Raw genomic sequence first — 20,224 nt, 5'->3', positions numbered from 1 at the left:
CGAGGGAGCGTCGTGTCCGATTTCCGCCAGCGCACCGCGCCGGGATGGCGCACAGTAGGGGTGTGATGAGCGAAGACAGCATGTACGAAGCGGTGTGCAGCCGTGACGCGCGCTTCGACGGCGAGTTCTTCTTCGCCGTCGCCACCACCGGGATCTACTGCCGCCCGAGCTGTCCGGCGACCACGCCTCACCGCAAGAACGTGCGCTTCTTCCCGACCGCGGCCGCGGCGCAGGGCGGGGGCTTCCGGGCCTGTCGGCGCTGCCGTCCCGACGCGGTGCCCGGCTCCGCCGAGTGGAACGCCCGGGCGGACGCCGTCGGGCGCGCCATGCGGATGATCGGGGATGGGGTGGTCGACCGGGAGGGGGTGGCCGGGCTGGCGGCGCGGCTGGGGTACAGCGCCCGCCAGGTGCAGCGGCAGCTGGGGGCGGAGCTGGGGGCCGGGCCCGTCGCGCTGGCCCGCGCGCAGCGCGCCCACACCGCGCGGATACTGCTGCAGACGACCGCCCTGCAGGCCGCCGAGATCGCGTTCGCGGCGGGGTTCGCCAGTGTGCGGCAGTTCAACGACACCATCCGGGAGATCTACGCCGCCACCCCGACCGAGCTGCGCGCGGCCCGCTCGGGCCGGGACTCGCGGTTCGGGCCGGTGGGGCGCCAGGCGGCGGGGGCCGCGTCGGCCGGGGTGCCGCTGCGGCTCGCCTACCGCGGTCCGTACGCCACCGCGGAGGTGTTCGGCTATCTCGCCCGCCGCGCCCTCACGGGAGTGGAGGAGGTCGTGGGCGACCCGGGTGACCGCACGTATCGCCGTACCCTGCGGCTGCCGCACGGCTGCGGTGTCGTGGAGATAGACGAGCGCCCCGGGGACGGCTGGCTGGAGTGCCGGCTGCACCTGACCGAGCTGCGCGACCTGACCACCGCCACCCAGCGGATCCGCCGCCTGTTCGACCTCGACGCCGATCCGTACGCGGTCGCCGAACGGCTGGGCGCCGACGCCGCGCTGGCGCCCCTGGTGGCGGCGCGGCCCGGACTGCGCTCGCCGGGCTCGTCCGACGCACATGAGCTGGCCGTGCGCGCCGTGCTAGGCCAGCAGGTGTCGGTCGCCGCGGGGCAGCGGCTGGGCAACGCCCTGGTCGCCGCGTACGGTACGCCCCTCACGGAGCCCAGCGGCGGGCTCACCCATCTCTTCCCGGGCGCCGACGACCTCGCCGACAGCCCGCTCACGCATCTCGGCATGCCGGAGAGCAGGCGCGCGACCCTGCGCACGCTGGCCGCCGCGCTCGCCACCGGGGCGGTGCGTCTCGACACCGGCGCCGACCGCGACCGGACCGAGAAGGAGCTGCTGGCGCTGCGCGGCGTCGGCCCGTGGACGGCCGGTTACATCCGGATGCGGGCGCTGGGCGACCCGGATGTCCTGCTGGAAGGGGACGTCGCGGTGCGGGCGGGGGCGCGCCGGGCCGGGGCGTTCCTGGAGGACTCCGAGGGCTGGCGGCCGTGGCGTTCGTACGCCATGCACCACTTCTGGAACGCCCCGAAGACCGCCCGCCCCGCCCTGGCGTGAGCCTCAGTCCGAGACCGCGTACTGGGCCGTTCCGTAGCCGAAGGACCAGTCGATGGACGTGTTCTCCGTCAGGGTGATGAACACGTTGCGCGGCTCGGTCCCCGCGTACTCCTGGGCGAGTTCGGCGATCCGCCGGTACAGGGCCTGCTTCTGGGCGGGGGTGCGCCCGGAGCGCATGGTGATCGCGATGTACACGATGCCGTCGTCGCGGGGCACGCCGAGGTAGTCGTCGTAAGCCAGGGTGCTGCTGATGCCGTCGTGGCTGGTCAGGACCTGGAAGCGGTCGTCGGGCGGGAAGCCGATCGTCTCGGTCAGGGCGTCGTGCACGGCACGGCCGAGCGCGTCGAGCCTCTCGCCGTCGGCCCTCAGCGCGTCGATACGGACGAATGGCATGGCGGCGGTACTCCTTCGGTCGAGGCTGGAGCATGCGACTGTACATACTAGTAGGTACAGTCAGCGGCGCCCGAGGTCCTTCCGGGCGCGGAACTCGGAAACGTAGCCCGCGCCGACGATCAGTACTGCCCCGGACAGCAGGAGGAAGAGCGTCGCCCAGTTCATCCACGCGTAGTCGGGGTCGCTGGGGTAGGTGGAGCCGTCGTCGAGGACGCAGTCGAAGCGCAGCGGCAGGTAAGACGACCGGTGGTGGGTCAGGTGCCGGACCGTGTCGGCCGCGAAGCCGTCACGGCATGCCGGGGCGGGACTCGAGTCCGCGCCGTTGTCGGTCTCCTGCTCGGACGACAGAACGCCGAAGAGCCCGAGGGAGTAGATGGATGCCGCCGCGAAGGCGGTCAGCCCCGCGGCGCGCTGCATCAGGTGCACCGGCCAGGGCTCGGGCCGGCCCGGAAACGCCATCGCGAGGACGCCGAGCAGAGCGATCAGCGCCCCGAGGGCGCAGGTTGCGGAGATGCCGAGACCCACGATCACGCCTGCGCCACCTGCCGTCCGTGGAGTGGGGAGGTATCCATCCGGCAACCCCACCAGGTCCGGGCCCGCCGGGCTGTGGTGGAGGCCACGCCTCCGGTAACAGCGGTGTCACAGGGCCCACGAAGGCTCAGTTCGAGGCCAGTCGGCGGGCCCGGCGCAGCCCGGCGGTGACGTCCGCGAGGGTCGCGCAGTCCGTCACCGCCGCCCCGGCGGGCAGCACCAGGTCCGTCGGGGGGCGGCGGGTGGCGACGGCGTCGGCCAGGTCGGACAGACCGGCACGGAGCCGGGCCGTCAGTTCCGCGTCGGGGTACGGTGCGCCCTGGTCGAGGCGGACGCCGCACGCGGTGGCGGCGTCCACGATCTCCTCCAGCGCCGAGACCACCGGCGCCCAGGCCGCCAAGTCCCGGCCGAACGGGGGGTGTTCGGCGCTCGCCACCTCCACCGTGCGGCGCGCGTCGGCCAGCGTGCGGTACGCCTCGCGGCGCAGCCGCAGCCGCTCGGCGTAGGGCGCTTCGGCGGTCAGCACCCGGTCCAGGTGGTCGCGGGTGGCGCGGACGGCGAGGGAGAGGCGGACGGACACCTGGGCGCGCGGGCCGCCGAGTCCGGGCAGGGCGCCTGCGGCGAGCACGACCGCGCAGGCGAGCAGGGTGTCCATGAGCCGGGTGTAGCCGGGGTCGGTGTCGCCGCCGAGGTAGACCAGGGACAGCAGCAGCGGGGTGAGCACGGCCGTCTGGAGAGCGAAGTGGCGTACGGAGACGGGGATGAGCGCCGCGCACACCGCCGCCACCGCCACCGGCCACAGCCCGGGAACTCCGGTCAGCCGGCCGAGCAGCGTGACGAGCACGCCGAAGACGGCCACGCCCACCGCGGTGCCGAAGGCCCGGGAGAGGGCGCGCGAGACGAGCGGGCCCATGTCGGGCTTGACCAGGAAGGTGGCGGTGGCCGGGAGCCAGTACCAGTGGTCGCCCTGCAGCGAGCGCGCGAGCACGGTGGACACGCCGACGCACAGGGCGACCCGGGCCGCGTACTCCCGTCCGGCCGGGCCGAGCATCCGGCGCAGCCGCTGCCGGTGGCCGGGTCCGACGTTGCCGACCGGGGGCGCGGGTTCGCCGTCGAAGACGCGCGCGGCGAGCAGGACCGCCCGGTGGACGGCGATGCTGCCCGCGGTGCTGGGGACGGGGGCGGGCAGGCGCCCCGGGGGCAGTCCGGTGCGTACCGAGCGGGCGAGCTGGGCGGGGGTGCGGGTGACCCGGGCGGGCAGGGTTTCGTTCTCCCACAGCAGGGTCAGCACCGCTTCGCTCAGCCCTCCGGCCACCGCGAGCCGGTCCCGCAGCCGCCGTTCCTCCTCGTCGGGGCGCTGCCAGGGGATCCGGTGGGCGTAGAGGGCCTCGTACGCGGTGTCGTACGCGGAGGTCAGCCGCCGCCGCGCGGCCTGGGCGCCCTCGGTGCCGACGACCGTCATCAGGTCGCCGAGCGCGTCGTACACGGCGGCGACCGCACCGCGTTCGTCGGGCCCGGGGGCGGAGGCCGGGCGGAACCGGCCGACCAGGGGCAGCAGTGAGGCCATCACGATGACCCAGGTGGCGCCGACGAGCAGCATCCCCGCGCGTACCGGCGGGGGTTCGGGCAGCGGCATACCGGCCCCGACCACGGAGAGCACCATCAACTGCACTCCGGCCGCCGAGCAGACCGGCCCGACGGCGCTGAGGGCGCCGGAGACGAGCCCGACGGTGGCCAGTGCGAGGGCGATCCACGGGCCGAGCCCGAGCGCGGCGAACGAGGCTCCGGCGAAGAGGCCGACGGCTCCCGCGAGGGCCGGGAGCCCGATGCGTACGGTGCGGGTGCGGCGGGTGGCCGGGCGGTCGTTGATGTGCGCGAACATCGCGCCGAGGCCCGCGGTCACCCCGGCGGGGGTGTTTCCGGTGGCCACTCCCGCCGCCACCACCGGGCCCACGCCGAGCGCTCCGCGCAGCACCGCGGGCCAGGGCACGGGGCCGCGCAGGGCCCGCACCCCGCGCAGGGGGTGTGTCAGCCAGTCGGGCAGGGCGGGAAGCGCGCGCAAGGATCCTCCGTGATCCGGGTGGGTGTGAGGGGTACGGTCCCCGACGGTACGTGAGCCGGGCGGAGCTTTCGTAACGTGCACGTTTCCGCCATGTGAGCCGTCGGCGGTTGACAACCACCGATCCCGGGGCATGTGACCGCAGGCCGGGCGGCGGAGGCCGGGGGCACGGCGCCGATGCTCGCCGATGACCGGCCGCTTTTGAATTTTGACCGGGTTTATTCATGACGCCCACCCGCTCGTGCACATGCCAGGCTCATATGTGACCCTCATTGGCCATCTTTGAACTCAGCGTGTTGTGCTGTGCACGCAAGGCCAACTAGCCTCCGTGTCGCCGCTTGCAGAACGATCGTTTACCAACCGGCTCACCTGGTGAGCCGGTTCCCTCCTGCTGCTCCGGCAGCCCCGCATCGCCCGAGCCGACACCCCAAGCGTGGAGTACCCCGTGCACGTGACGTTAGATCAGGACAGATGCGCGGCCTCGGGCCAATTGGCCGAGTCGTGAGCAGCCCGGGGAACGTGGTCGTCGTGGGCGCCTCGGTGGCGGGGCTCACCACCGCCGTCACCCTGCGCTCGCTGGGCTACGGCGGGCGGCTCACCCTGATCGGCGACGAGCCGCACACCCCCTACAACCGGCCGCCGCTGTCCAAGCAGATCCTGGCGGGCACCTGGGAGCACGACCGGATCAAGCTCCGTACGGACGAGGAGCTGGACGCGCTCGACGCGGAGCTGCTCTTCGGCAGGTCCGCCACCGGCCTCGACACCGTCGGCGAGCGGGTGCTGCTGGACGGCGGCGACAGCGTCCCGTACGACACCCTGGTCATCGCCACCGGTGTCACCCCGCGCAGCCTGCCCGACGCCCACCACCTGGCCGGGGTGCATCTGCTGCGCACCCTCGACGACGCGCTCGCCCTGCGCGCCGATCTCCAGCGCAGGCCCACGGTGGCCGTGGTCGGTGCGGGGTTCCTGGGCGCCGAGGCCGCCGCGGCGGCCCGCCGGATGGGGCTGGACGTCACCATGATCGATCCACGGCCGGTGCCCATGCGCCGCCAGTTCGGCGACCGGATCGCGGGGCTCGTCGGGCAGCTGCACCGGGACCACGGCGTGTCCATGCGCTGCGGCACCGGGGTGACCCGGTTCCTCTCGGCCGGTGGCCATGTCACCGGGCTCGAACTGACCGACGGGGCGGTGCTCCGCGCCGATCTCGTCGTGGTCGCCATCGGCGCGATCCCGTCGACCGGCTGGCTGAACGGCTCCGGGCTGGGCCTGAGCAACGGCGTGGAGTGCGACGCCGCCTGCCGGGCGGCGCCGGGCATCTACGCGGCCGGTGACGTCGCCTCCTGGTACAACGAACACTTCGGCGCCCGCATGCGTCTGGAGCACCGGCTGAACGCGACCGAGCAGGCCCAGGCCGTCGCCCGCAATCTGCTCGGCGACGACCTGCCGTTCGCCCCCGTACCGCACTTCTGGACCGACCAGTACGACGCCCACATCCAGGCGTACGGCATCTTTCCGGCCGACGCCGAACTCGCCGTGCTCCACGGCGAGCTGGACGACCGCCACTTCGTGGTCGCCTACGGCCACCGGGGCCGGGTGGTGGGGGTGCTGGGCTGGAACAGCCCGCGCGAGGCGCTCGAGCTCCGCCAGCTGGTGGCCGACAAGGCGCCCTGGTCGTCGATCGAGCGCAGCGCGCCCCTGGTGGGAGCGCTCGCCGGAGTCTCCGGCCCGGGCGGGTGATCCGGCCGACACCTCCCGGTCAGCCACCGGTGACCGCGGCGTCACGTTTCGGCCATACGTCGCGGCAAGTGTGGGGCGGGTGCTGGTCCGTCGTGTTCTCGTCCAAGGTATCGCCCTCGCTCCGCACCACTGTCGGCTTCTCGGGTTCGCGGGCTCGGTCGCCCTCGCCGCGGGTGGCGCGACGGCCGGAGCGCTGCCCGTGGGGGATGCCCTCACCCCGGACTCCGGAAGAGCCGCGCTCGGCCTGGTCAGCACCTACTTCGGACTGGTGTTGCTGGTGGCGGCCTGGTGGTGGCTGGGGCGCGAGGTGCGCGGTCCGCGCCCGCCGCGCGTCCGCGACCTGCTGGTGACGCTCGCCACCTGGGCGGCCCCGCTGCTGCCCACTCCCCCGCTGTTCAGCCGGGACGTCTACAGCTATCTCGCCCAGGGCGCGATGGTGCACGCGGACATCGACGTCTACACCCATGGCCCGGTGCGGCTCGGCGGGCCGATCGCGGCCGAGGTGGCGCCGGTGTGGCAGCACACGCCCACCCCGTACGGACCGGTCTCGCTGGCCTTCGAGAGTGCCATCGCCCACGCGTCGCGCGCCGAACTGCCCCTGGGCGTCTTCGGGTTGCGGCTGATGGCGCTGCTCGGGGTGGCGCTGATGGTGATCGCCCTGCCCGTGCTGGCCCGCCGCTGCGGCACCGACCCGGGCGCCGCGCTGTGGCTGGGCGGGCTCAACCCGCTGTTGCTGCTGCATCTGGTGGGCGGGGCGCACAACGACGCGGTGATGCTGGGGCTGCTCGGCGCCGGGCTGGTGGCCGCGACCGGCCGGTGGCCCGCCTGCGGCGCCGTCCTGGTCACGCTCGCCGCCCTGGTCAAGGCGCCCGCCGCGCTGGGGCTCCTGGCGGTGGCCTCGTTGTGGGCGCGCCGGGTGCCGGACCGGAGACGACGCGTCGGCGTCTTCCTCGCCACGGGCGCGCTGGCGCTCGTCACCACGGGTGTGGCCACGGCCGTCACCGGCACCGGCTACGGCTGGATCGGGGCGCTGTCCACCCCCGCGTCCGCCGACAACTGGGCGCTGACCAGCGCCCTCGGCCGGGCCACCGGCGCCCTGCTGCACGCGCTCGGCAGCGGGCTGGCGCCGCTGGCCACCCCGGCGTGGCAGGCGCTGGGACTGCTCGCGACCGCGGTGGCGGTGGTGGTCGTCTGGCTGCGGCCACCACGCCGCGGCCCGCTGTACGCACTGGGGCTGAGCCTGACGGCGGTGGCCGTGCTCGGCCCGGCGATCCGGCCCTGGTACGTGTTGTGGGGGCTGTTCCTGATCGCCGCGGCCGCGCCGAGCGGCGCGGTGCGCCGTGCGGTGGCCGGGGTGAGCGGGGTGCTCGCGCTGGCCGTGCTGCCCAGCGGCTTCGCCCCCGACTCCCGGCAGCTCACCTTCGCGGTGTGCGGTGGCGCGCTGGCGCTGTGCGTGCTGTGGTGTGCCCGCTGGGCGCCGGGGATCGCCGCCGGGCAGGGGCTGTCCCCGGCGAAGTGCGCGCACTGGCCGGAGCGTTCGGCATGACGGGGCCCACCACGACCCGCGGACGGCTGCTGCTGGCGGGCGGGCTCGCCACGGCCGCGGCGCTCTTCCTGGCCTTCGTCCCGCTGCACCGGGACTGGTTCGATCTGGGCGTCTACTACGGGGCCGTCGGTCAGTGGCTGCGCGACGGCCACATCTACGACTTCACCACACCGGGTGCGGACGGGGCCGACTACGGCTTCACCTATCCGCCGTTCGCGGCCCTGTGCATGCTGCCGATGACGCTGCTGAGCTGGCCGGTGGCGGTCGGCGTCAGCATGCTGCTCAACGTGGCCGCCTCGGCGGTCGTCCTGACCTGGCTGATCGGGCCGGTCGTGCGCCGTCAGGGCTGGAACATGTGGTTCGCCTTCACCGTGGCGGCCTGTCTGTTCTCGCTCCTGGAGCCGGTCCGGGACACCTTCAGCTTCGGGCAGGTCAATCTGCTGCTGCTGGTCCTGGTGCTGCTGGACTCCCGGCTGCTGGCCACGGGGCACGGACGCTTCGCCGGGTACGGAACCGGGCTGGCCGCCGCCATCAAGCTCACCCCGGCGATCTTCATCGTCTATCTCGTCGTCACCCGGCGGTGGCGGGCCGCCGCCATCGCCACGGCCACCGCGCTGGGCGCCACGCTGCTGGCCGTGTGCGCGGCGCCCACCGCCTCCCGGGTCTACTGGACCGAGGCGCTGTGGGACACGGACCGCATCGGAGTGCTGTCGTACGTCTCGAACCAGTCGTGGGAGGGCGTGCTCGCGCGGCTGGTGGCCCCGGTGGAGCCGAGCGGGGCCGTCTGGGCGGCCGGGGTGCTGGCCCTGCTGGCGGTGTGGGCGTACCGGGTGCGGCAGGCGGCCGCCGTGGGCGACGAACCGGCGGGCTACGCGCTCACCGGGATCGCCGCCTGCCTGGTCAGCCCGATCACCTGGGTGCACCACCTGGTGTGGCTGATCCCGGCGCTCATCGTGCTCGCCGAGTCGGCGCTGCGGCCGGAGGTGCCACCGCGGCGGCGGCGGACGCTGCTCCGGATCGCCGCGGTGATCTACGTGATCCTGTGCAGCAGTCTGGTGTGGCTGTGGCGGTTCGACGCGACCGGCGTGACCGGCTTCCTCGGCAGCAACGCGTACGTGTGGATCTGCGTCGGGCTGCTGCTGGCGCTGCCCCTGCGGGCGGCGGCCCCCGGTACGGCCCCGGCGCCCCCCCCCGGCACCGCGATCGGCCCCGACCGGGCGTCCGGCGACGGGGTAGGGATGACCATGCGGCAAACAGCGCTCGTGGAGGCGGCGATGTCCTTGGAGCCATCGGCGCCCCGCCCCCTGTACCGGCGGCTTCCGCTGCGCCAAATGCTGTGCCTGGTGCCGCTGGTCGCGGTCGCCGTCTGGGTGGTCCAGCACCGGTCGCTGATCGGCTCCGGTGCCCGTCAGATGCTCACCGCCGACCCGTGGTGGCTGCTGACGGCGGTCGCGACGACGGGTCTCGGCTGGGTCGCCGTGTCGTTCGCCCGGCAGGGCACGGTGCTGGAACGGCTCCCCGCCAGGCGGCTGTTCGCCACCCAGTTCGCCGCGGGCGCCGCCAACCATCTGCTGCCGTCGGGAATCGGGGCGAGCGCTGTCAACATCCGCTTCATGACGGGGTGCGGGCTGCCGCCCGCCCGCTCCTCGGCCGCGCTCGCCCTGTACTTCCTGGCGGAGGCCGTCACCCGGATCGTGCTGCTCCTCGTGCTGCTCATGGTCTTTCCGGAGGCGCTGCGCGTCGGCCCGCTGCTGCCGGAGCGCACCGCGGGACTGGTGGTGTGGGCGGCGGTGGCGGGAGCGGTCGCCCTGGTGGTGGGGCTGCTGCTGATCCGCCGGGTGCGCCGGGTGATCCGTGACTTCCTGCGCACCGCGCTGGCCGACGCCCGCTCCCTGCATCTGCGGCCGTCCCGGGCGCTGGCCCTGTGGGGCGGATCGCTGGCGTTCCCGCTGCTGCAGGCGGCCGGTCTGGTGGCGGTGGCCCTCGCGCTGGAGCTGGACGTCTGGCCGCCGCATGTGATGCTCGCCTATCTGGCCGCCTCGGCGGTGGCCGCCGTGGTCCCCTCCCCCGGTGGCATCGGCTCGGTCGACGCGGCGCTGGTGATCGCGCTGGTCGCGGCGGGGGCCCCGGTCGAGGCCGCCACCTCCACGGTGCTCGCCTACCGCTTCATCACGCTGTGGCTTCCGCTGGTCCCGGGCGCGCTGGTGCTGGGCGCCCTGGTGCGCTCCAAGATCCTCTGACCGCTCGGGCCGCTCAGGGCTCGGCGCCGTGCGCGGTGAGCACGCCGTCGCGGCCGAGGGCGATACGCGTGCCGAGGGCGGAGCCGGTGCGGCCGAGGGTGCGGGCGACCCATGCGGCGTCCTCGTGCGGGGCGCGGCGCAGCCGCATCCGCCGGGACTGGAGGACCACCATCCGCAAGCCCAGGAGCGCACCGGTGTCCGGCCGCAGCGTGGCGAAGTAGAGCAGCCGCAGATCGTCCCGGTACCGCTCGTAGCCGCCGATGCCCTCGTAGTCGTCGATGAGGTCGCCGCAACCGTAGAGGATCAGCTTGTCGCGGTAGATCTCCAGCGGGCGGGGGTGGTGGGAGGAGTGGCCGTGGACGAGGTCCACGCCGCCGTCGATCAGTGTGCGGGCGAAACGGATCTGGTCCTCGGGGACGTCGTATCCCCAGTTGCTCCCCCAGTGGACCGAGACCACCGCGAGGTCGCCGGGCCGCTTGAGCTGCCGTACCCGGTGGGCGAGCGCGGTGGCGTCACCGGCCGCGTGCTCGGACACCACGTCGACGCCGGACCGGTCGCCGCTCGCCGCCCAATCGGGCGGGATGCCGCTGGAGGCGGTCCCGCAGGCGAAGACCAGCACGCGCCGGTCGTCACCGGCCGGGACGGCCGCGGGACGGCGGGCCTCCCTCATGTTCCGGCCCGCGCCCGCCACCTGGATCCCGGCGGCCTCCAGCGTGTCGAGGGTGTCGTCGAGGCCGGGCCGTCCCCCGTCCAGTACGTGGTTGTTCGCCAGCACGCAGACGTCGGGCCGGGCCACGGCCAGGCCGGGGAGGTTGGCGGGGCTCATCCGGTAGTGGATCTCCTTGCCGGGCGCGAACGCGCCGCCCCGGGTGATGCTCGTCTCCAGATTCACCACCCGGACGTCCGGAGCCGCCCGGTCCAGCACCGGCAGCGCCTCTCCCCACGGCCAGGCGAAGCCCACCGGCCGCGGGATCGGACCGCTCGCCTGCTCCACCAGTTCGACATAGGCCCGGGAGTCGCGGATGTACGGCTCCCGCAGCGCCGGATCGCCGGGGTGCGGCAGGATCTGGTCGACGCCGCGGCCGAGCATCACATCGCCGCAGAGGAACAGCGTCACCGCGTCACCGCGCATACTTCCACGTTAATGCGTGGTCCGTCGTGAATGCCGCGTCCAAGGTTCAACTAGGCTTTTCCGCCGTTTCTTCCACGCGCCGTTGTGCCCGTCGTCCGGGCGGAAGACACTTCCCCGGTTCCCCGCTCCACTTCGGACGCCACAGGAGACCGGATGACATCCATGGACCGTCGAAGATTCATGCAACTGGCCGGTGCCACCACCGCCATGTCCCTGCTTTCCACGAGCATCGCCCGCGCCGCGGAGATACCGGCGAACCGCCGCACCGGCAGCCTGCGGGACGTGGAGCACATCGTGGTCCTCATGCAGGAGAACCGCTCCTTCGACCACTACTTCGGCACGCTGCGCGGGGTGCGGGGATTCGGCGATCCGCGGCCGGTGAGCCTGCCCAGCGGCAAGCCGGTGTGGTACCAGTCCGACGGCACGAAGGACATCCTGCCGTTCCGGCCCGACGCCGACGACCTGGGCCTGCAGTTCCTCCGGGACCTCCCGCACGGCTGGGGCGACACCCACACCGCGGTCAACGGCGGCGCGTACGACAAGTGGGTGCCCGCCAAGTCGGCCACGACGATGGCGTACCTCACCCGTGCGGACATCCCGTTCCACTACGCGCTGGCCGACGCGTTCACCATCTGCGACGCCTACCACTGCTCGTTCATGGGCTCCACCGACCCCAACCGCTACTACATGTGGACCGGTTACACCGGCAACGACGGGGCGGGCGGCGGCCCGGTGCTCGACAACGCGGAGGCCGGGTACGGCTGGACGACGTACCCGGAGCGGCTGGAGAAGGCCGGGGTGTCCTGGAAGATCTACCAGGACATCGGCGACGGCCTGGACGCCAAGGGCGGCTGGGGCTGGATCGAGGACGCCTTCCGGGGCAACTACGGCGACAACTCGCTGCTGTACTTCAACCAGTACCGCGACGCCTCGCCCGGCGACCCGCTCTACGACAAGGCCCGCACCGGCACCGACGCCCGCAAGGGCGAGGGCTACTTCGACCGCCTGAAGGCGGACGTGAAGGCCGGGACGCTGCCCCAGGTGTCCTGGATCGCGGCGCCCGAGGCGTTCACCGAGCACCCCAACTGGCCCGCGAACTACGGCGCCTGGTACCTGGCCCAGGTGCTGGACGCGCTGACCTCCGACCCCGAGGTGTGGAGCAGGACCGCGCTGCTCATCACCTACGACGAGAACGACGGCTTCTTCGACCACCTCGTGCCCCCGTACGCCCCCTCCCCCGGGCGCGGCGCGTCGACCGTGACCACCTCCGGCGAGCTGTTCCCCGGCTCCTCCTCGCAGGCCGCCGGGGCGTACGGGCTGGGGCAGCGGGTCCCGATGCTCGTGGTGTCCCCGTGGAGCAAGGGCGGGTACGTGTGCTCGCAGACCCTCGACCACACCTCGATCCTGCGGTTCATCGAGCGGCGGTTCGGCGTCGCGGAGCCCCACATCTCGCCGTGGCGGCGCGCGGTGTGCGGCGATCTGACCGCGGCGTTCGACTTCGGGCGCACCGACCCGAGCATGCCGTCGATGCCGGACACCAGCGGCTACCTCCCGAAGGACCACAACCGGCACCCCGACTACGTGCCCGCGGTCCCCGCCGAGCCCGCCCTGCCCCGGCAGGAGTCCGGCCGTCGCCCCACCAGGCCGCTGCCGTACGACCTGTCCGCCGACGCCACCGCGGACGGCGGCACCCTGCGCATCGACTTCGCCAGCCACGGCAAGGCGGGCGCCCACTTCCACGTCACCTCCCGCAGCCATCCGGACGGCCCGTGGGGATACACCGTGGAGGCGGGCAAGCGGCTGTCCGGCGAGTGGAGCGCGGCGCCGGGCGGGGGCGGCTACGACATCGAGGTGCACGGTCCCGACGGCTTCCAGCGGCGGTTCGCCGGTCCGCTCACCGGTGAGAACCCGCAGGTGAGCACGCGTCACGACAGCCGGACCGGGCAGCTGAAGGTGACCCTCGCCAACCCGGGCCGCGGCACGGTGCGGCTCACCGTCGAGGACGGCCACCGCGACGGGCAGTCGGACACCTACCGGCTGCGCCCGGGCGCGCGGGTGACCCACACCGCGGATCTGCGCCGCAGCCACCAGTGGTACGACCTGACGGTGGTGTCCGACCACGACCGCACCTTTGTGCGCCGTGTCGCCGGCCATGTCGAGACGGGCCGCGCCGGGCTGAGCGACCCCGGGCTCAGCCCCAGCTGAGCCACCTTGCGCCCCGGGCTCACGGCGGTGGGCCCGGGGTGCGGGCAAGGGCCCCGGCGCCCGTGGTGCGGGCCCGGAAGCCCGCCGGGGTCTCGCCCGCCCGGCGGCGGAAGAACTTGGTGAAGACGGTGGCGTCGGGGAAGCCCAGCCGCTCCCCGATGGCGGTGGCGGACAGGTCGGTGTGCACCAGCAGCCGCTTCGCCTCCAGCAGCACCCGGTCGTCGATGAACCGCTTGGCACCGCACCCGGCGGCGGCACGGGTGGCCCGGGTCAGGGTGCGGACGCTGTAGCCCAGCCCCGCGGCGTAGTCCTCCACCCGGTGCGTACGGGCGAAGTCGCGCTCCACCGCCCGCCGGAACCGCCGGAACGCCTCGCTGCCCGCGTCGCCGCGGCCCTCCGCACCCGGCAGATGCGCCAGCCGCAGCGCGAGAACGGCCACCAGATGGCGCATCACCTCGATGTGCGCCTCCAGCGGCCCGGCCATCGCCCGGTACTCGCGCTCCAGCAGGTCCCGTACGGCCCGTACCGCCTCCCCGGTCTCCCCCTCGGGGACCAGGGGGGCCTGCCACGCGTAGCCGTGCAGCCGGGCGGCCTCCGCGGTGGCCGCGCCGAGATAGCCGGACGGGAAGAGCACAACGGTGCCCGTGGCGGCGGCGAGGTCGGAGCGGAACTGATGGATCTGGCCGGGGCGCACCCACATCCAGCTCTCCTCGGTCAGCTGGTGCTCGGTGAAGTCCACCGAACAGCGCAGTTCCCCGGAGCGCACGGTGATGAGCTGGTGGAAGCTGAGCCGCATGGGGGCGTAGGCGTCGAGGTCATGGCCGTGGGCACGGGCGAGCAGCCCGGCGAAGTCGAGGACCGCCGCTCCCGGCGGGCCTCCCACGGAGGGCCGGAACGGAACCTCGGTGACCTCAGCTTGTCCGTTTCTGTCCATAGCGCGTCTTCAGTGTACGGCTGCGGACCGCCAGGCTGCATCTAGCGTGGAGTGCGAGCCGAGGACGCGGTGACCGAAAGAGTCGGCGTCCGCCACTCCAGTGAGTCCGCCATTCCAGTGAGAGAGCCGAGGGAGCGTGCCGCCGTGCGATTGATCGTGGGCATGACAGGAGCCACGGGTGCCGTGTTCGGCATCCGGCTGCTGGAGGCGCTGGCCGAACTGCCCGACGTGGAAACCCACCTGGTGCTCAGCCGCTGGGCCCGGACCACGATCGAGCTGGAAACCGGCCGGTCCGCCCGTGAGGTGGCCGCGCTCGCCGACGAGACGCACTCCCCGGAGAACCAGGGCGCCACGATCTCCTCCGGCTCGTTCCGGACCGACGGCATGATCATCGCGCCGTGCTCGATGAAGACACTCGCCGGAATCCGCGCCGGATACGCCGAAGGGCTGATCGCCCGGGCCGCCGACGTGGTCCTCAAGGAGCGGCGCAGGCTCGTCCTGCTGCCGCGGGAGACCCCGCTCGGCGACATCCATCTGGAGAACATGCTCGCGCTGTCCCGGATGGGGGTGCGGATGGTGCCTCCCATGCCCGCCTTCTACAACCACCCGCGGTCGGTGGACGACATCGTCGACCACATCACGGCCCGGCTGCTCGACCAGTTCGACCTGCCCGCGCCCGCCGCCAGGCGCTGGGCAGGCATGCGCGCCACGCGCACCGCTTCGTGAAAAGGAGTTCCCATGGCCTATGACGACCTCCGCGGCTTCCTCGACGCCCTCGAAAAGGAGGGCCAGTTGCTGCGCGTCCCGGACGAGGTGATGCCGGAGCCGGACATCGCCGCCGCCGCCAACGCCGCCCCACGGCTGGGCGACCACGCCCCCGCGCTGTACTTCGACAACGTCACGGGCTTCACCGACGCCCGCGTCGCGCTCAATGTGCACGGCTCCTGGGCCAACCACGCGCTCGCCCTCGGCCTGCCCAAGGAGACCGGCACCAAGGAGCAGGTAGAGGAGTTCATCCGCCGCTGGGACACCTTCCCGGTCGCCCCGGAGTGGCGCGAGAACCCGCTGTGGGCCGAGAACACCCTGGAGGGCGAGGACGCCGACATCTTCCAGGTCCTGCCGCTGATCCGGCTCAACGACGGCGACGGCGGCTTCTACCTCGACAAGGCCGCCGTCGTCTCCAAGGACCCCGCCGACCCCGAACACAGCGGCAAGCAGAACGTCGGCATCTACCGCATCGAGGTCATGGGAAAGCGGCGGCTCGCGATCCAGCCGGTGCCGATGCACGACATCGCGCAGCATCTGCACACCGCCGAGGAGCGCGGCGAGGACCTGCCGGTGGCCATCGCGCTCGGCAACGAACCGGTGATCTCCATCGTCGCCTCCACCCCGATGGAGTACGACCAGAACGAGTACGAGCTGGCCGGTGCTCTGCGCGGCGCGCCCGCCCCGGTCGCGAAGGCCCCGCTCACCGGGCTGCCCGTGCCGTGGGGCAGCGAGGTGGTCGTCGAAGGGGTCATCGAGGGCCGGAAGCGCGAGATCGAGGGCCCGTTCGGCGAATTCACCGGACACTACTCCGGCGGCCGGAACATGCCGGTCATCCGCATCGACCGGATCTCGTACCGGACACACCCGGTCTTCGAACACCTCTACCTCGGCATGCCGTGGACGGAGGTGGACTACCTGATCGCCGCCAACACCTGTGTGCCGCTGTACAAGCAGCTCACCCGGGACTTCCCGGAGGTCCAAGCGGTCAACGCGATGTACACCCACGGGCTGGTCGTCATCGTCTCCACCAGGAAGCGGTACGGCGGTTTCGCCAAGGCCGTCGGCATGCGGGTGCTCACCACCCCGCACGGGCTCGGCTACGCCGCCACCGTGATCGTGGTCGACGAGGACGTCGACCCGTTCAACCTGCCGCAGGTGATGTGGGCGCTGTCCACCAAGATGAACCCGGACGGCGATCTGGTCCAGGTGCCCGGCCTCCCGGTGCTCGAACTGGCCCCGCAGGCCCGCACGCCCGGCATCACGGACAAGCTCGTCATCGACGCCACCACTCCCGTCTCCCCCGACCACCGCGGCAACTACGGCACCCAGGTGCGCGATCTGCCGGAGGCGGCCGAGTGGCTGACCCGGCTGCAGAAGCTCGCCGCCGCCCGCTGAACACCCTTGACGACACGGAGAGGACCGAGATGTCCGACACCACGCCCCTGTGCCCGCGCTGCGCCCACGAGACGATCGAGCACATCTTCCGCTCGCCCGTCCCCGGTGTCTGGGAGGTGCTGCAGTGCGGGCGGTGCCTCTACATGTGGCGCACCAGCGAACCCGCCCGCCGCACCCGGCGCGACGCCTACCCCGAGGAGTTCATGCTGACGCCCGAGGACATCGGCGCCGCGCCGGAGGTACCGGCCGTGCCACCGCTGCGCACGCCCTGATGCCCAACGGCTACCAGGTGACCGGGAGTTCGTGGACGCCGTAGATCACCGCATCGTACTTGAACGGCACCTTCCCCAGGTCCGTCGCCAGGCGCAGCGTGGGGATGCGGCGCAGCAGCGCCGGGTAGACCACCTGGAGTTCCATCCGGGCCAGCGGCTGGCCGAGGCAGTGATGGGTGCCCACGCCGAACGCCTGGTGGCCGCGGGCGTCGCGGGCGATGTCCAGCCGGTCCGGGTCGGGGAAGACGGACGGGTCCCGGTTGGCCAGTTCGCCGAGCAGGATCACGCCCTCACCGGCCCGGATGGTGCGCCCGGCGATCTCGATGTCCTCCAGCGCGGTCCGGCGGCGTCCGAGGTGGACGACGCTGAGGTAGCGCAGCAGTTCCTCCACCGCTGAGGCGATCACCTTGGGGTCGTCGGTGTCGCGGACCCGGGCGAGCTGATCGGGGTGTTCGAGCAGCAGCAGCGTGCCCAGGGTGATCATGTTCGCGGTGGTCTCGTGCCCGCCGAGGAGCAGCAGCACGCCCATCGTGACCGCTTGGCGGCGGGTCAGCTCACCGGCGTTGATCTGCTTGCCGAGGCTGGAGAGCAGATCGTCACCGGGCTCGGTGAGTTTCGCGTCCACGAGCTGTTCCAGGTACGCGCCCAGGTTGCCGTGCGCGGCCTGCCGCTCCTGGGGTGTGGCCACGGCGGAGACGAGGACCTTGCTGTTGGTCTGGAAGAACTCGTGGTCCTCGTAGGGGACGCCGAGCAGCTCGGAGATCACCAGCGACGGGACCGGCAGCGCGAGGGCCTGGACCAGATCGGCGGGTTTCGGTCCGGCCAGCATGTCCGTGATGAAGCCGTCCACCATCTCCTGCACGACCGGGCGCATCGCCTCGACCCGCTTGATGGTGAAGGCGCCGCTGACCATGCGGCGCAGCCGGGCGTGCTCCGGATCGTCCATCCCGACGAAGCTCAGGTCGGTGGCCGCGTGTTCGCCGCCCGTGGGGGCGACGGGGCTCGGGAAGCCGGGGTGGGAGAAGTCCGCGCTCAGCCGGGCGTCGGAGAGCAGCGCCTTCTGCTCGGCGTGGCTGGTCACCACCCACGGGGTGCTGTCGCCCCAGGACCGGACCCGGGTCAGCGGGCCCCACTGGGCCAGGCCGCGCAGCTCGGGTGACGGGTCGAAGGGGCAGGCGGCGGCCCGCGGCTGGGGGAACGGGGGGATCTCGGCCGACGCGTCGTCGGCCACGGGTGCGGTGGTCATGGTCTTCCTCCGGTGGGCGTTCAGGGGTGGCCGGTCAGGCGCCGATCGCCGACGGCGGGTTCACGGGGTGCCGCTCAGCTGTATCGCCAGGGTCGGGCAGACGCTCGCGGCTTCCCGGACCGCGGCGTGCTGCTCCTCGGCGGGCTCGGCGTCGAGCAGGACCACGATGCCGTCCTCGTCGCGCTGGTCGAACACCTCGGGCGCGAGCAGCACGCACTGCCCGGCGGCGCAGCACTTCGCCTCATCAACTGTGATCTTCATGTGCGGTTCTCCTCGGAGGTGGAACGGCGGGGTGTGACGGGGGCGAGCAGAAGCCCGGTGAGGGCGTCGGTCAGCGCGGCGGCTGTGTCCTCCCAGGACGGCTGCCGCGCACTGGTCCCGTCGGCGAGGGCGCGCTCGCGTTCGGCGCACGAATGGGTGATCAACTGGCGGGCCATGTCGCCGCGCTGGGCCCGGGTCTCGGCGGACAGGAAGCCGAGGCAGCCGCCCAGCCCCTGGAGGATTTCCCGCAGGGGCTGCCGGGTGAGGGCCTCTTCGGTGACGATCGCGCGCAGGACGGGGTCGGTCATCACCTGTACGGCGAACCGGGCGTGCCAGGAGGGGACGCCCAGGGTGGCCAGGTGCTCGGGGGCGGGCCGCACCAGGCAGTCGACCCAGTCCCGGACCTCCCGGCTGCCGCGGGTCTCGTCCAGCATGCGCTGCCGGATGGCGTCGATGGCCGCGGAGTGCTTGCCCATGATGGCGCGCACCAGATCCGCCCGGGTGCCGAAGTGGTAGCCGACGGCGGCGACGTTGCCCTGCCCGGCCGCCTCGCTGATCTGCCGGTTGGACACCGCGACCAGCCCGTGTTCGGCGTAGAGCCGCTCCGCCGCGGCCATGATGGCCTCGCGGGTCTCGACGGCGGACATGGTGGCCTCCTCACTCGGTCGTGCTGAGCTGTGGAAGCCACGTTAAAACACGTGAATTAATTAAAGCAACTGATTCAAGAGTTGGATTTTCCCCGTTGCCGCGCGGCGCGATCAGTGGCCGGGCGCGGGCGGGCGGCAGCGCAGGGCGGTCACCGGACCGGACAGCCGGGCGGGGCCCGCCGTGTACGGAAGGAGCACGGTCCGCCCCGCCGCCACGTCGAGCGAGGGGCCGGAGGCGCAGGTCAGCGTCCCGGAGCCGGTGAGGCAGACCAGCACGGAGAAGCCCGCGTCCAGCGCGGCCGCCGGTTCGCCCCGGCACAGCTCGGCGCGGAACCAGGGGTCGGCGGCCGCCGGGAGCACGCTCCCGGTGCCGACCGCCGCACCCGGTCCGCGCAGCCGGTCCAGCGCGGCGGCGGACAGGCCCCGGCGGTCCACTCCGCCGAGGGCCAGGTCGAAGCCGAGGCCGAGATGGCCTTCGGCAGCGCCGTCGATCGCGAAGCCCTCCCACTCCAGCAGCACGGAGAAGTCGGTGGGCTCCTGGAGTTCCACCAGCAGCACCCCCGCCCCGATCGCATGGGGCATTCCCGCCGGGCACAGCAGGGCGTCGCCGGGCGCGACCGGCACCCGGTGGACGGCGTCCAGCATCGCGCCCGCGTCACCGGCCGCGACCCAGTCGGCCAGCTCGCCGGCGGTGACGTCGCGGGCGAAGCCGAGCCGGATCTCGGCGCCGGGGGCGGCGTCCAGCACGTACCAGGCTTCGGTCTTGCCGTGCGCGCTGCCCAGGTGGGCACTGGCGAACGCGCGGTCGGGGTGGGTGTGCAGGGGCAGCCGCTGACCGGCGTCCAGCAGCTTGACCAGCAGCCCGGTGTCGGCCCCGTACGCGGCCGTGTGCTCCGGCCCCAGCCAGGCGGCCGGGTCGGCGGCCACGGCGTCGGCCAGCCGGGCGCCGCCGGGCAGCGTGGTCAGCCCGGCCGGGGACCGGGCGAAGCGGGAGGTGGTCGAGGCGACCCAGTCCTCGGGGCGGTAGCCGTCGCCGACGGGCACGGTGCGCCGGAAGCGGGCGATGGCGCCGGAGTCGCGGTAGAAGGAGCGCGGCTGATTGGGCGCCAGCGGGACGGGTGTCGCGGCGGGTTCGGCGGTCATGCGGGGCTTCTCCCGGTCGGGTACGGCCATACGGAAGGGGCGGGGCCGGAAGGGGCGGGCCGGAGGGGAGCGGCGGGCGGGTCAGGGGTCGCCCGCCGCTCCCCGGCCAGGGGTGTCCACATCGCGTCGGGTCGGCCCGTGGCGTCAGCGGGGGCGGTC

The 20,224-nt window shown here is 73.2% G+C and carries 17 protein-coding genes and 1 pseudogene; 9 read left to right on the top strand and 9 right to left on the bottom strand.

Annotation, left to right across the window (positions count from 1 at the left end; translation table 11 throughout):
• The first annotated feature begins 65 nt into the window (after nt 1-65).
• The gene (locus ACZ59A_RS17625; protein ID WP_470959579.1) at nt 66-1,556 is read left to right on the top strand and encodes an AlkA N-terminal domain-containing protein; all 1,491 of its coding nucleotides are present in this window, start codon (nt 66-68) and stop codon (nt 1,554-1,556) included.
• 3 nt (nt 1,557-1,559) lie between these two features.
• Here ACZ59A_RS17625 and ACZ59A_RS17620 read toward each other — a convergent pair whose 3' ends face one another.
• The 3 genes from ACZ59A_RS17620 to ACZ59A_RS17610 all read right to left on the bottom strand — a co-directional run bounded on the left by ACZ59A_RS17620 (nt 1,560) and on the right by ACZ59A_RS17610 (nt 4,542).
• Complete coding sequence (locus ACZ59A_RS17620; protein ID WP_470959577.1) at nt 1,560-1,949, bottom strand: tautomerase family protein; 390 nt, start codon at nt 1,947-1,949, stop codon at nt 1,560-1,562.
• A 60-nt stretch (nt 1,950-2,009) separates the two neighbouring features.
• On the bottom strand, nt 2,010-2,480 hold the full coding sequence (locus ACZ59A_RS17615; protein ID WP_470959575.1) for a hypothetical protein: 471 nt from the start codon (nt 2,478-2,480) through the stop codon (nt 2,010-2,012).
• 127 nt (nt 2,481-2,607) lie between these two features.
• Nucleotides 2,608-4,542, bottom strand: a complete 1,935-nt coding sequence (locus tag ACZ59A_RS17610) for an FUSC family protein (RefSeq protein WP_470959573.1) — start codon at nt 4,540-4,542, stop codon at nt 2,608-2,610.
• 498 nt (nt 4,543-5,040) lie between these two features.
• On the opposite strand from ACZ59A_RS17610, the gene ACZ59A_RS17605 reads away from it, so the two are divergent.
• The 4 genes and pseudogenes from ACZ59A_RS17605 to ACZ59A_RS17590 all read left to right on the top strand — a co-directional run bounded on the left by ACZ59A_RS17605 (nt 5,041) and on the right by ACZ59A_RS17590 (nt 10,062).
• A complete protein-coding gene (locus tag ACZ59A_RS17605; RefSeq protein WP_470959571.1) occupies nt 5,041-6,276 on the top strand; it encodes an NAD(P)/FAD-dependent oxidoreductase in 1,236 nt (411 codons plus the stop codon).
• A gap of 79 nt (nt 6,277-6,355) precedes the next feature.
• Nucleotides 6,356-7,822 carry a polyprenol phosphomannose-dependent alpha 1,6 mannosyltransferase MptB gene (mptB, locus tag ACZ59A_RS17600; protein ID WP_470959569.1) on the top strand — a complete coding sequence of 489 codons (1,467 nt, stop codon included), beginning with the start codon at nt 6,356-6,358 and terminating at the stop codon, nt 7,820-7,822.
• Nucleotides 7,819-8,670, top strand: a pseudogene (locus ACZ59A_RS17595) (glycosyltransferase family 87 protein); the annotation flags it as partial. The gene mptB and the pseudogene ACZ59A_RS17595, both read left to right, overlap by 4 nt.
• A 426-nt stretch (nt 8,671-9,096) precedes the next feature.
• Nucleotides 9,097-10,062 carry a lysylphosphatidylglycerol synthase transmembrane domain-containing protein gene (locus tag ACZ59A_RS17590; protein WP_470959709.1) on the top strand — a complete coding sequence of 322 codons (966 nt, stop codon included), beginning with the start codon at nt 9,097-9,099 and terminating at the stop codon, nt 10,060-10,062.
• A gap of 13 nt (nt 10,063-10,075) precedes the next feature.
• Here ACZ59A_RS17590 and ACZ59A_RS17585 read toward each other — a convergent pair whose 3' ends face one another.
• Nucleotides 10,076-11,194 carry a CapA family protein gene (locus ACZ59A_RS17585; protein WP_470959567.1) on the bottom strand — a complete coding sequence of 373 codons (1,119 nt, stop codon included), beginning with the start codon at nt 11,192-11,194 and terminating at the stop codon, nt 10,076-10,078.
• Nucleotides 11,195-11,347: 153 nt separating this feature from the next.
• On the opposite strand from ACZ59A_RS17585, the gene ACZ59A_RS17580 reads away from it, so the two are divergent.
• Nucleotides 11,348-13,399: a phosphocholine-specific phospholipase C gene (locus tag ACZ59A_RS17580; protein ID WP_470959565.1), complete on the top strand. Its 2,052-nt coding sequence runs from the start codon at nt 11,348-11,350 to the stop codon at nt 13,397-13,399.
• A gap of 19 nt (nt 13,400-13,418) precedes the next feature.
• Here ACZ59A_RS17580 and ACZ59A_RS17575 read toward each other — a convergent pair whose 3' ends face one another.
• Complete coding sequence (locus ACZ59A_RS17575; protein ID WP_470959563.1) at nt 13,419-14,333, bottom strand: helix-turn-helix transcriptional regulator; 915 nt, start codon at nt 14,331-14,333, stop codon at nt 13,419-13,421.
• Between the two features lie 144 nt (nt 14,334-14,477).
• Between ACZ59A_RS17575 and ACZ59A_RS17570 the strand changes: the two genes are divergently transcribed.
• The 3 genes from ACZ59A_RS17570 to ACZ59A_RS17560 are packed head-to-tail and all read left to right on the top strand — an operon-like array spanning nt 14,478 to nt 16,768.
• Nucleotides 14,478-15,059: a non-oxidative hydroxyarylic acid decarboxylases subunit B gene (locus tag ACZ59A_RS17570; RefSeq protein ID WP_470959561.1), complete on the top strand. Its 582-nt coding sequence runs from the start codon at nt 14,478-14,480 to the stop codon at nt 15,057-15,059.
• Nucleotides 15,060-15,071: 12 nt separating this feature from the next.
• Nucleotides 15,072-16,496 (top strand): non-oxidative hydroxyarylic acid decarboxylases subunit C, encoded by a 1,425-nt coding sequence (locus tag ACZ59A_RS17565; RefSeq protein WP_470959559.1) that lies wholly within the window; start codon nt 15,072-15,074, stop codon nt 16,494-16,496.
• Between the two features lie 29 nt (nt 16,497-16,525).
• Entirely contained in the window at nt 16,526-16,768 is a 243-nt protein-coding gene (locus tag ACZ59A_RS17560; protein ID WP_470959557.1) for a non-oxidative hydroxyarylic acid decarboxylases subunit D, read from the top strand.
• 10 nt (nt 16,769-16,778) lie between these two features.
• Here ACZ59A_RS17560 and ACZ59A_RS17555 read toward each other — a convergent pair whose 3' ends face one another.
• The 4 genes from ACZ59A_RS17555 to ACZ59A_RS17540 all read right to left on the bottom strand — a co-directional run bounded on the left by ACZ59A_RS17555 (nt 16,779) and on the right by ACZ59A_RS17540 (nt 20,065).
• Nucleotides 16,779-18,014, bottom strand: coding sequence for a cytochrome P450 (locus ACZ59A_RS17555; RefSeq protein ID WP_470959555.1), 1,236 nt, complete (start codon nt 18,012-18,014; stop codon nt 16,779-16,781).
• A 60-nt stretch (nt 18,015-18,074) separates the two neighbouring features.
• Nucleotides 18,075-18,275, bottom strand: coding sequence for a ferredoxin (locus ACZ59A_RS17550; protein ID WP_470959553.1), 201 nt, complete (start codon nt 18,273-18,275; stop codon nt 18,075-18,077).
• Entirely contained in the window at nt 18,272-18,922 is a 651-nt protein-coding gene (locus tag ACZ59A_RS17545) for a TetR/AcrR family transcriptional regulator (RefSeq protein WP_470959551.1), read from the bottom strand. The genes ACZ59A_RS17550 and ACZ59A_RS17545 overlap by 4 nt, the downstream gene beginning before the upstream one ends.
• A 111-nt stretch (nt 18,923-19,033) precedes the next feature.
• Nucleotides 19,034-20,065: a class I mannose-6-phosphate isomerase gene (locus ACZ59A_RS17540; protein ID WP_470959549.1), complete on the bottom strand. Its 1,032-nt coding sequence runs from the start codon at nt 20,063-20,065 to the stop codon at nt 19,034-19,036.
• Nucleotides 20,066-20,224: the final 159 nt, after the last annotated feature.

The organism is Streptomyces sp. NPDC040405 (assembly GCF_055595765.1).
This window is presented reverse-complemented; position numbering and strand designations above follow the sequence as displayed.

Bases quoted from the DNA above. Each gene is read 5' to 3' on its own strand.
- ACZ59A_RS17625 (WP_470959579.1), top strand. From the start codon at position 66: ATGAGCGAAGACAGCATGTACGAAGCGGTGTGCAGCCGTGACGCGCGC.
- ACZ59A_RS17620 (WP_470959577.1), bottom strand. From the start codon at position 1,949: ATGCCATTCGTCCGTATCGACGCGCTGAGGGCCGACGGCGAGAGGCTC.
- ACZ59A_RS17590 (WP_470959709.1), top strand. From the start codon at position 9,097: ATGTCCTTGGAGCCATCGGCGCCCCGCCCCCTGTACCGGCGGCTTCCG.
- ACZ59A_RS17585 (WP_470959567.1), bottom strand. From the start codon at position 11,194: ATGCGCGGTGACGCGGTGACGCTGTTCCTCTGCGGCGATGTGATGCTC.
- ACZ59A_RS17580 (WP_470959565.1), top strand. From the start codon at position 11,348: ATGACATCCATGGACCGTCGAAGATTCATGCAACTGGCCGGTGCCACC.
- ACZ59A_RS17575 (WP_470959563.1), bottom strand. From the start codon at position 14,333: ATGGACAGAAACGGACAAGCTGAGGTCACCGAGGTTCCGTTCCGGCCC.
- ACZ59A_RS17565 (WP_470959559.1), top strand. From the start codon at position 15,072: ATGGCCTATGACGACCTCCGCGGCTTCCTCGACGCCCTCGAAAAGGAG.
- ACZ59A_RS17560 (WP_470959557.1), top strand. From the start codon at position 16,526: ATGTCCGACACCACGCCCCTGTGCCCGCGCTGCGCCCACGAGACGATC.
- ACZ59A_RS17555 (WP_470959555.1), bottom strand. From the start codon at position 18,014: ATGACCACCGCACCCGTGGCCGACGACGCGTCGGCCGAGATCCCCCCG.
- ACZ59A_RS17550 (WP_470959553.1), bottom strand. From the start codon at position 18,275: ATGAAGATCACAGTTGATGAGGCGAAGTGCTGCGCCGCCGGGCAGTGC.
- ACZ59A_RS17545 (WP_470959551.1), bottom strand. From the start codon at position 18,922: ATGTCCGCCGTCGAGACCCGCGAGGCCATCATGGCCGCGGCGGAGCGG.
- ACZ59A_RS17540 (WP_470959549.1), bottom strand. From the start codon at position 20,065: ATGACCGCCGAACCCGCCGCGACACCCGTCCCGCTGGCGCCCAATCAG.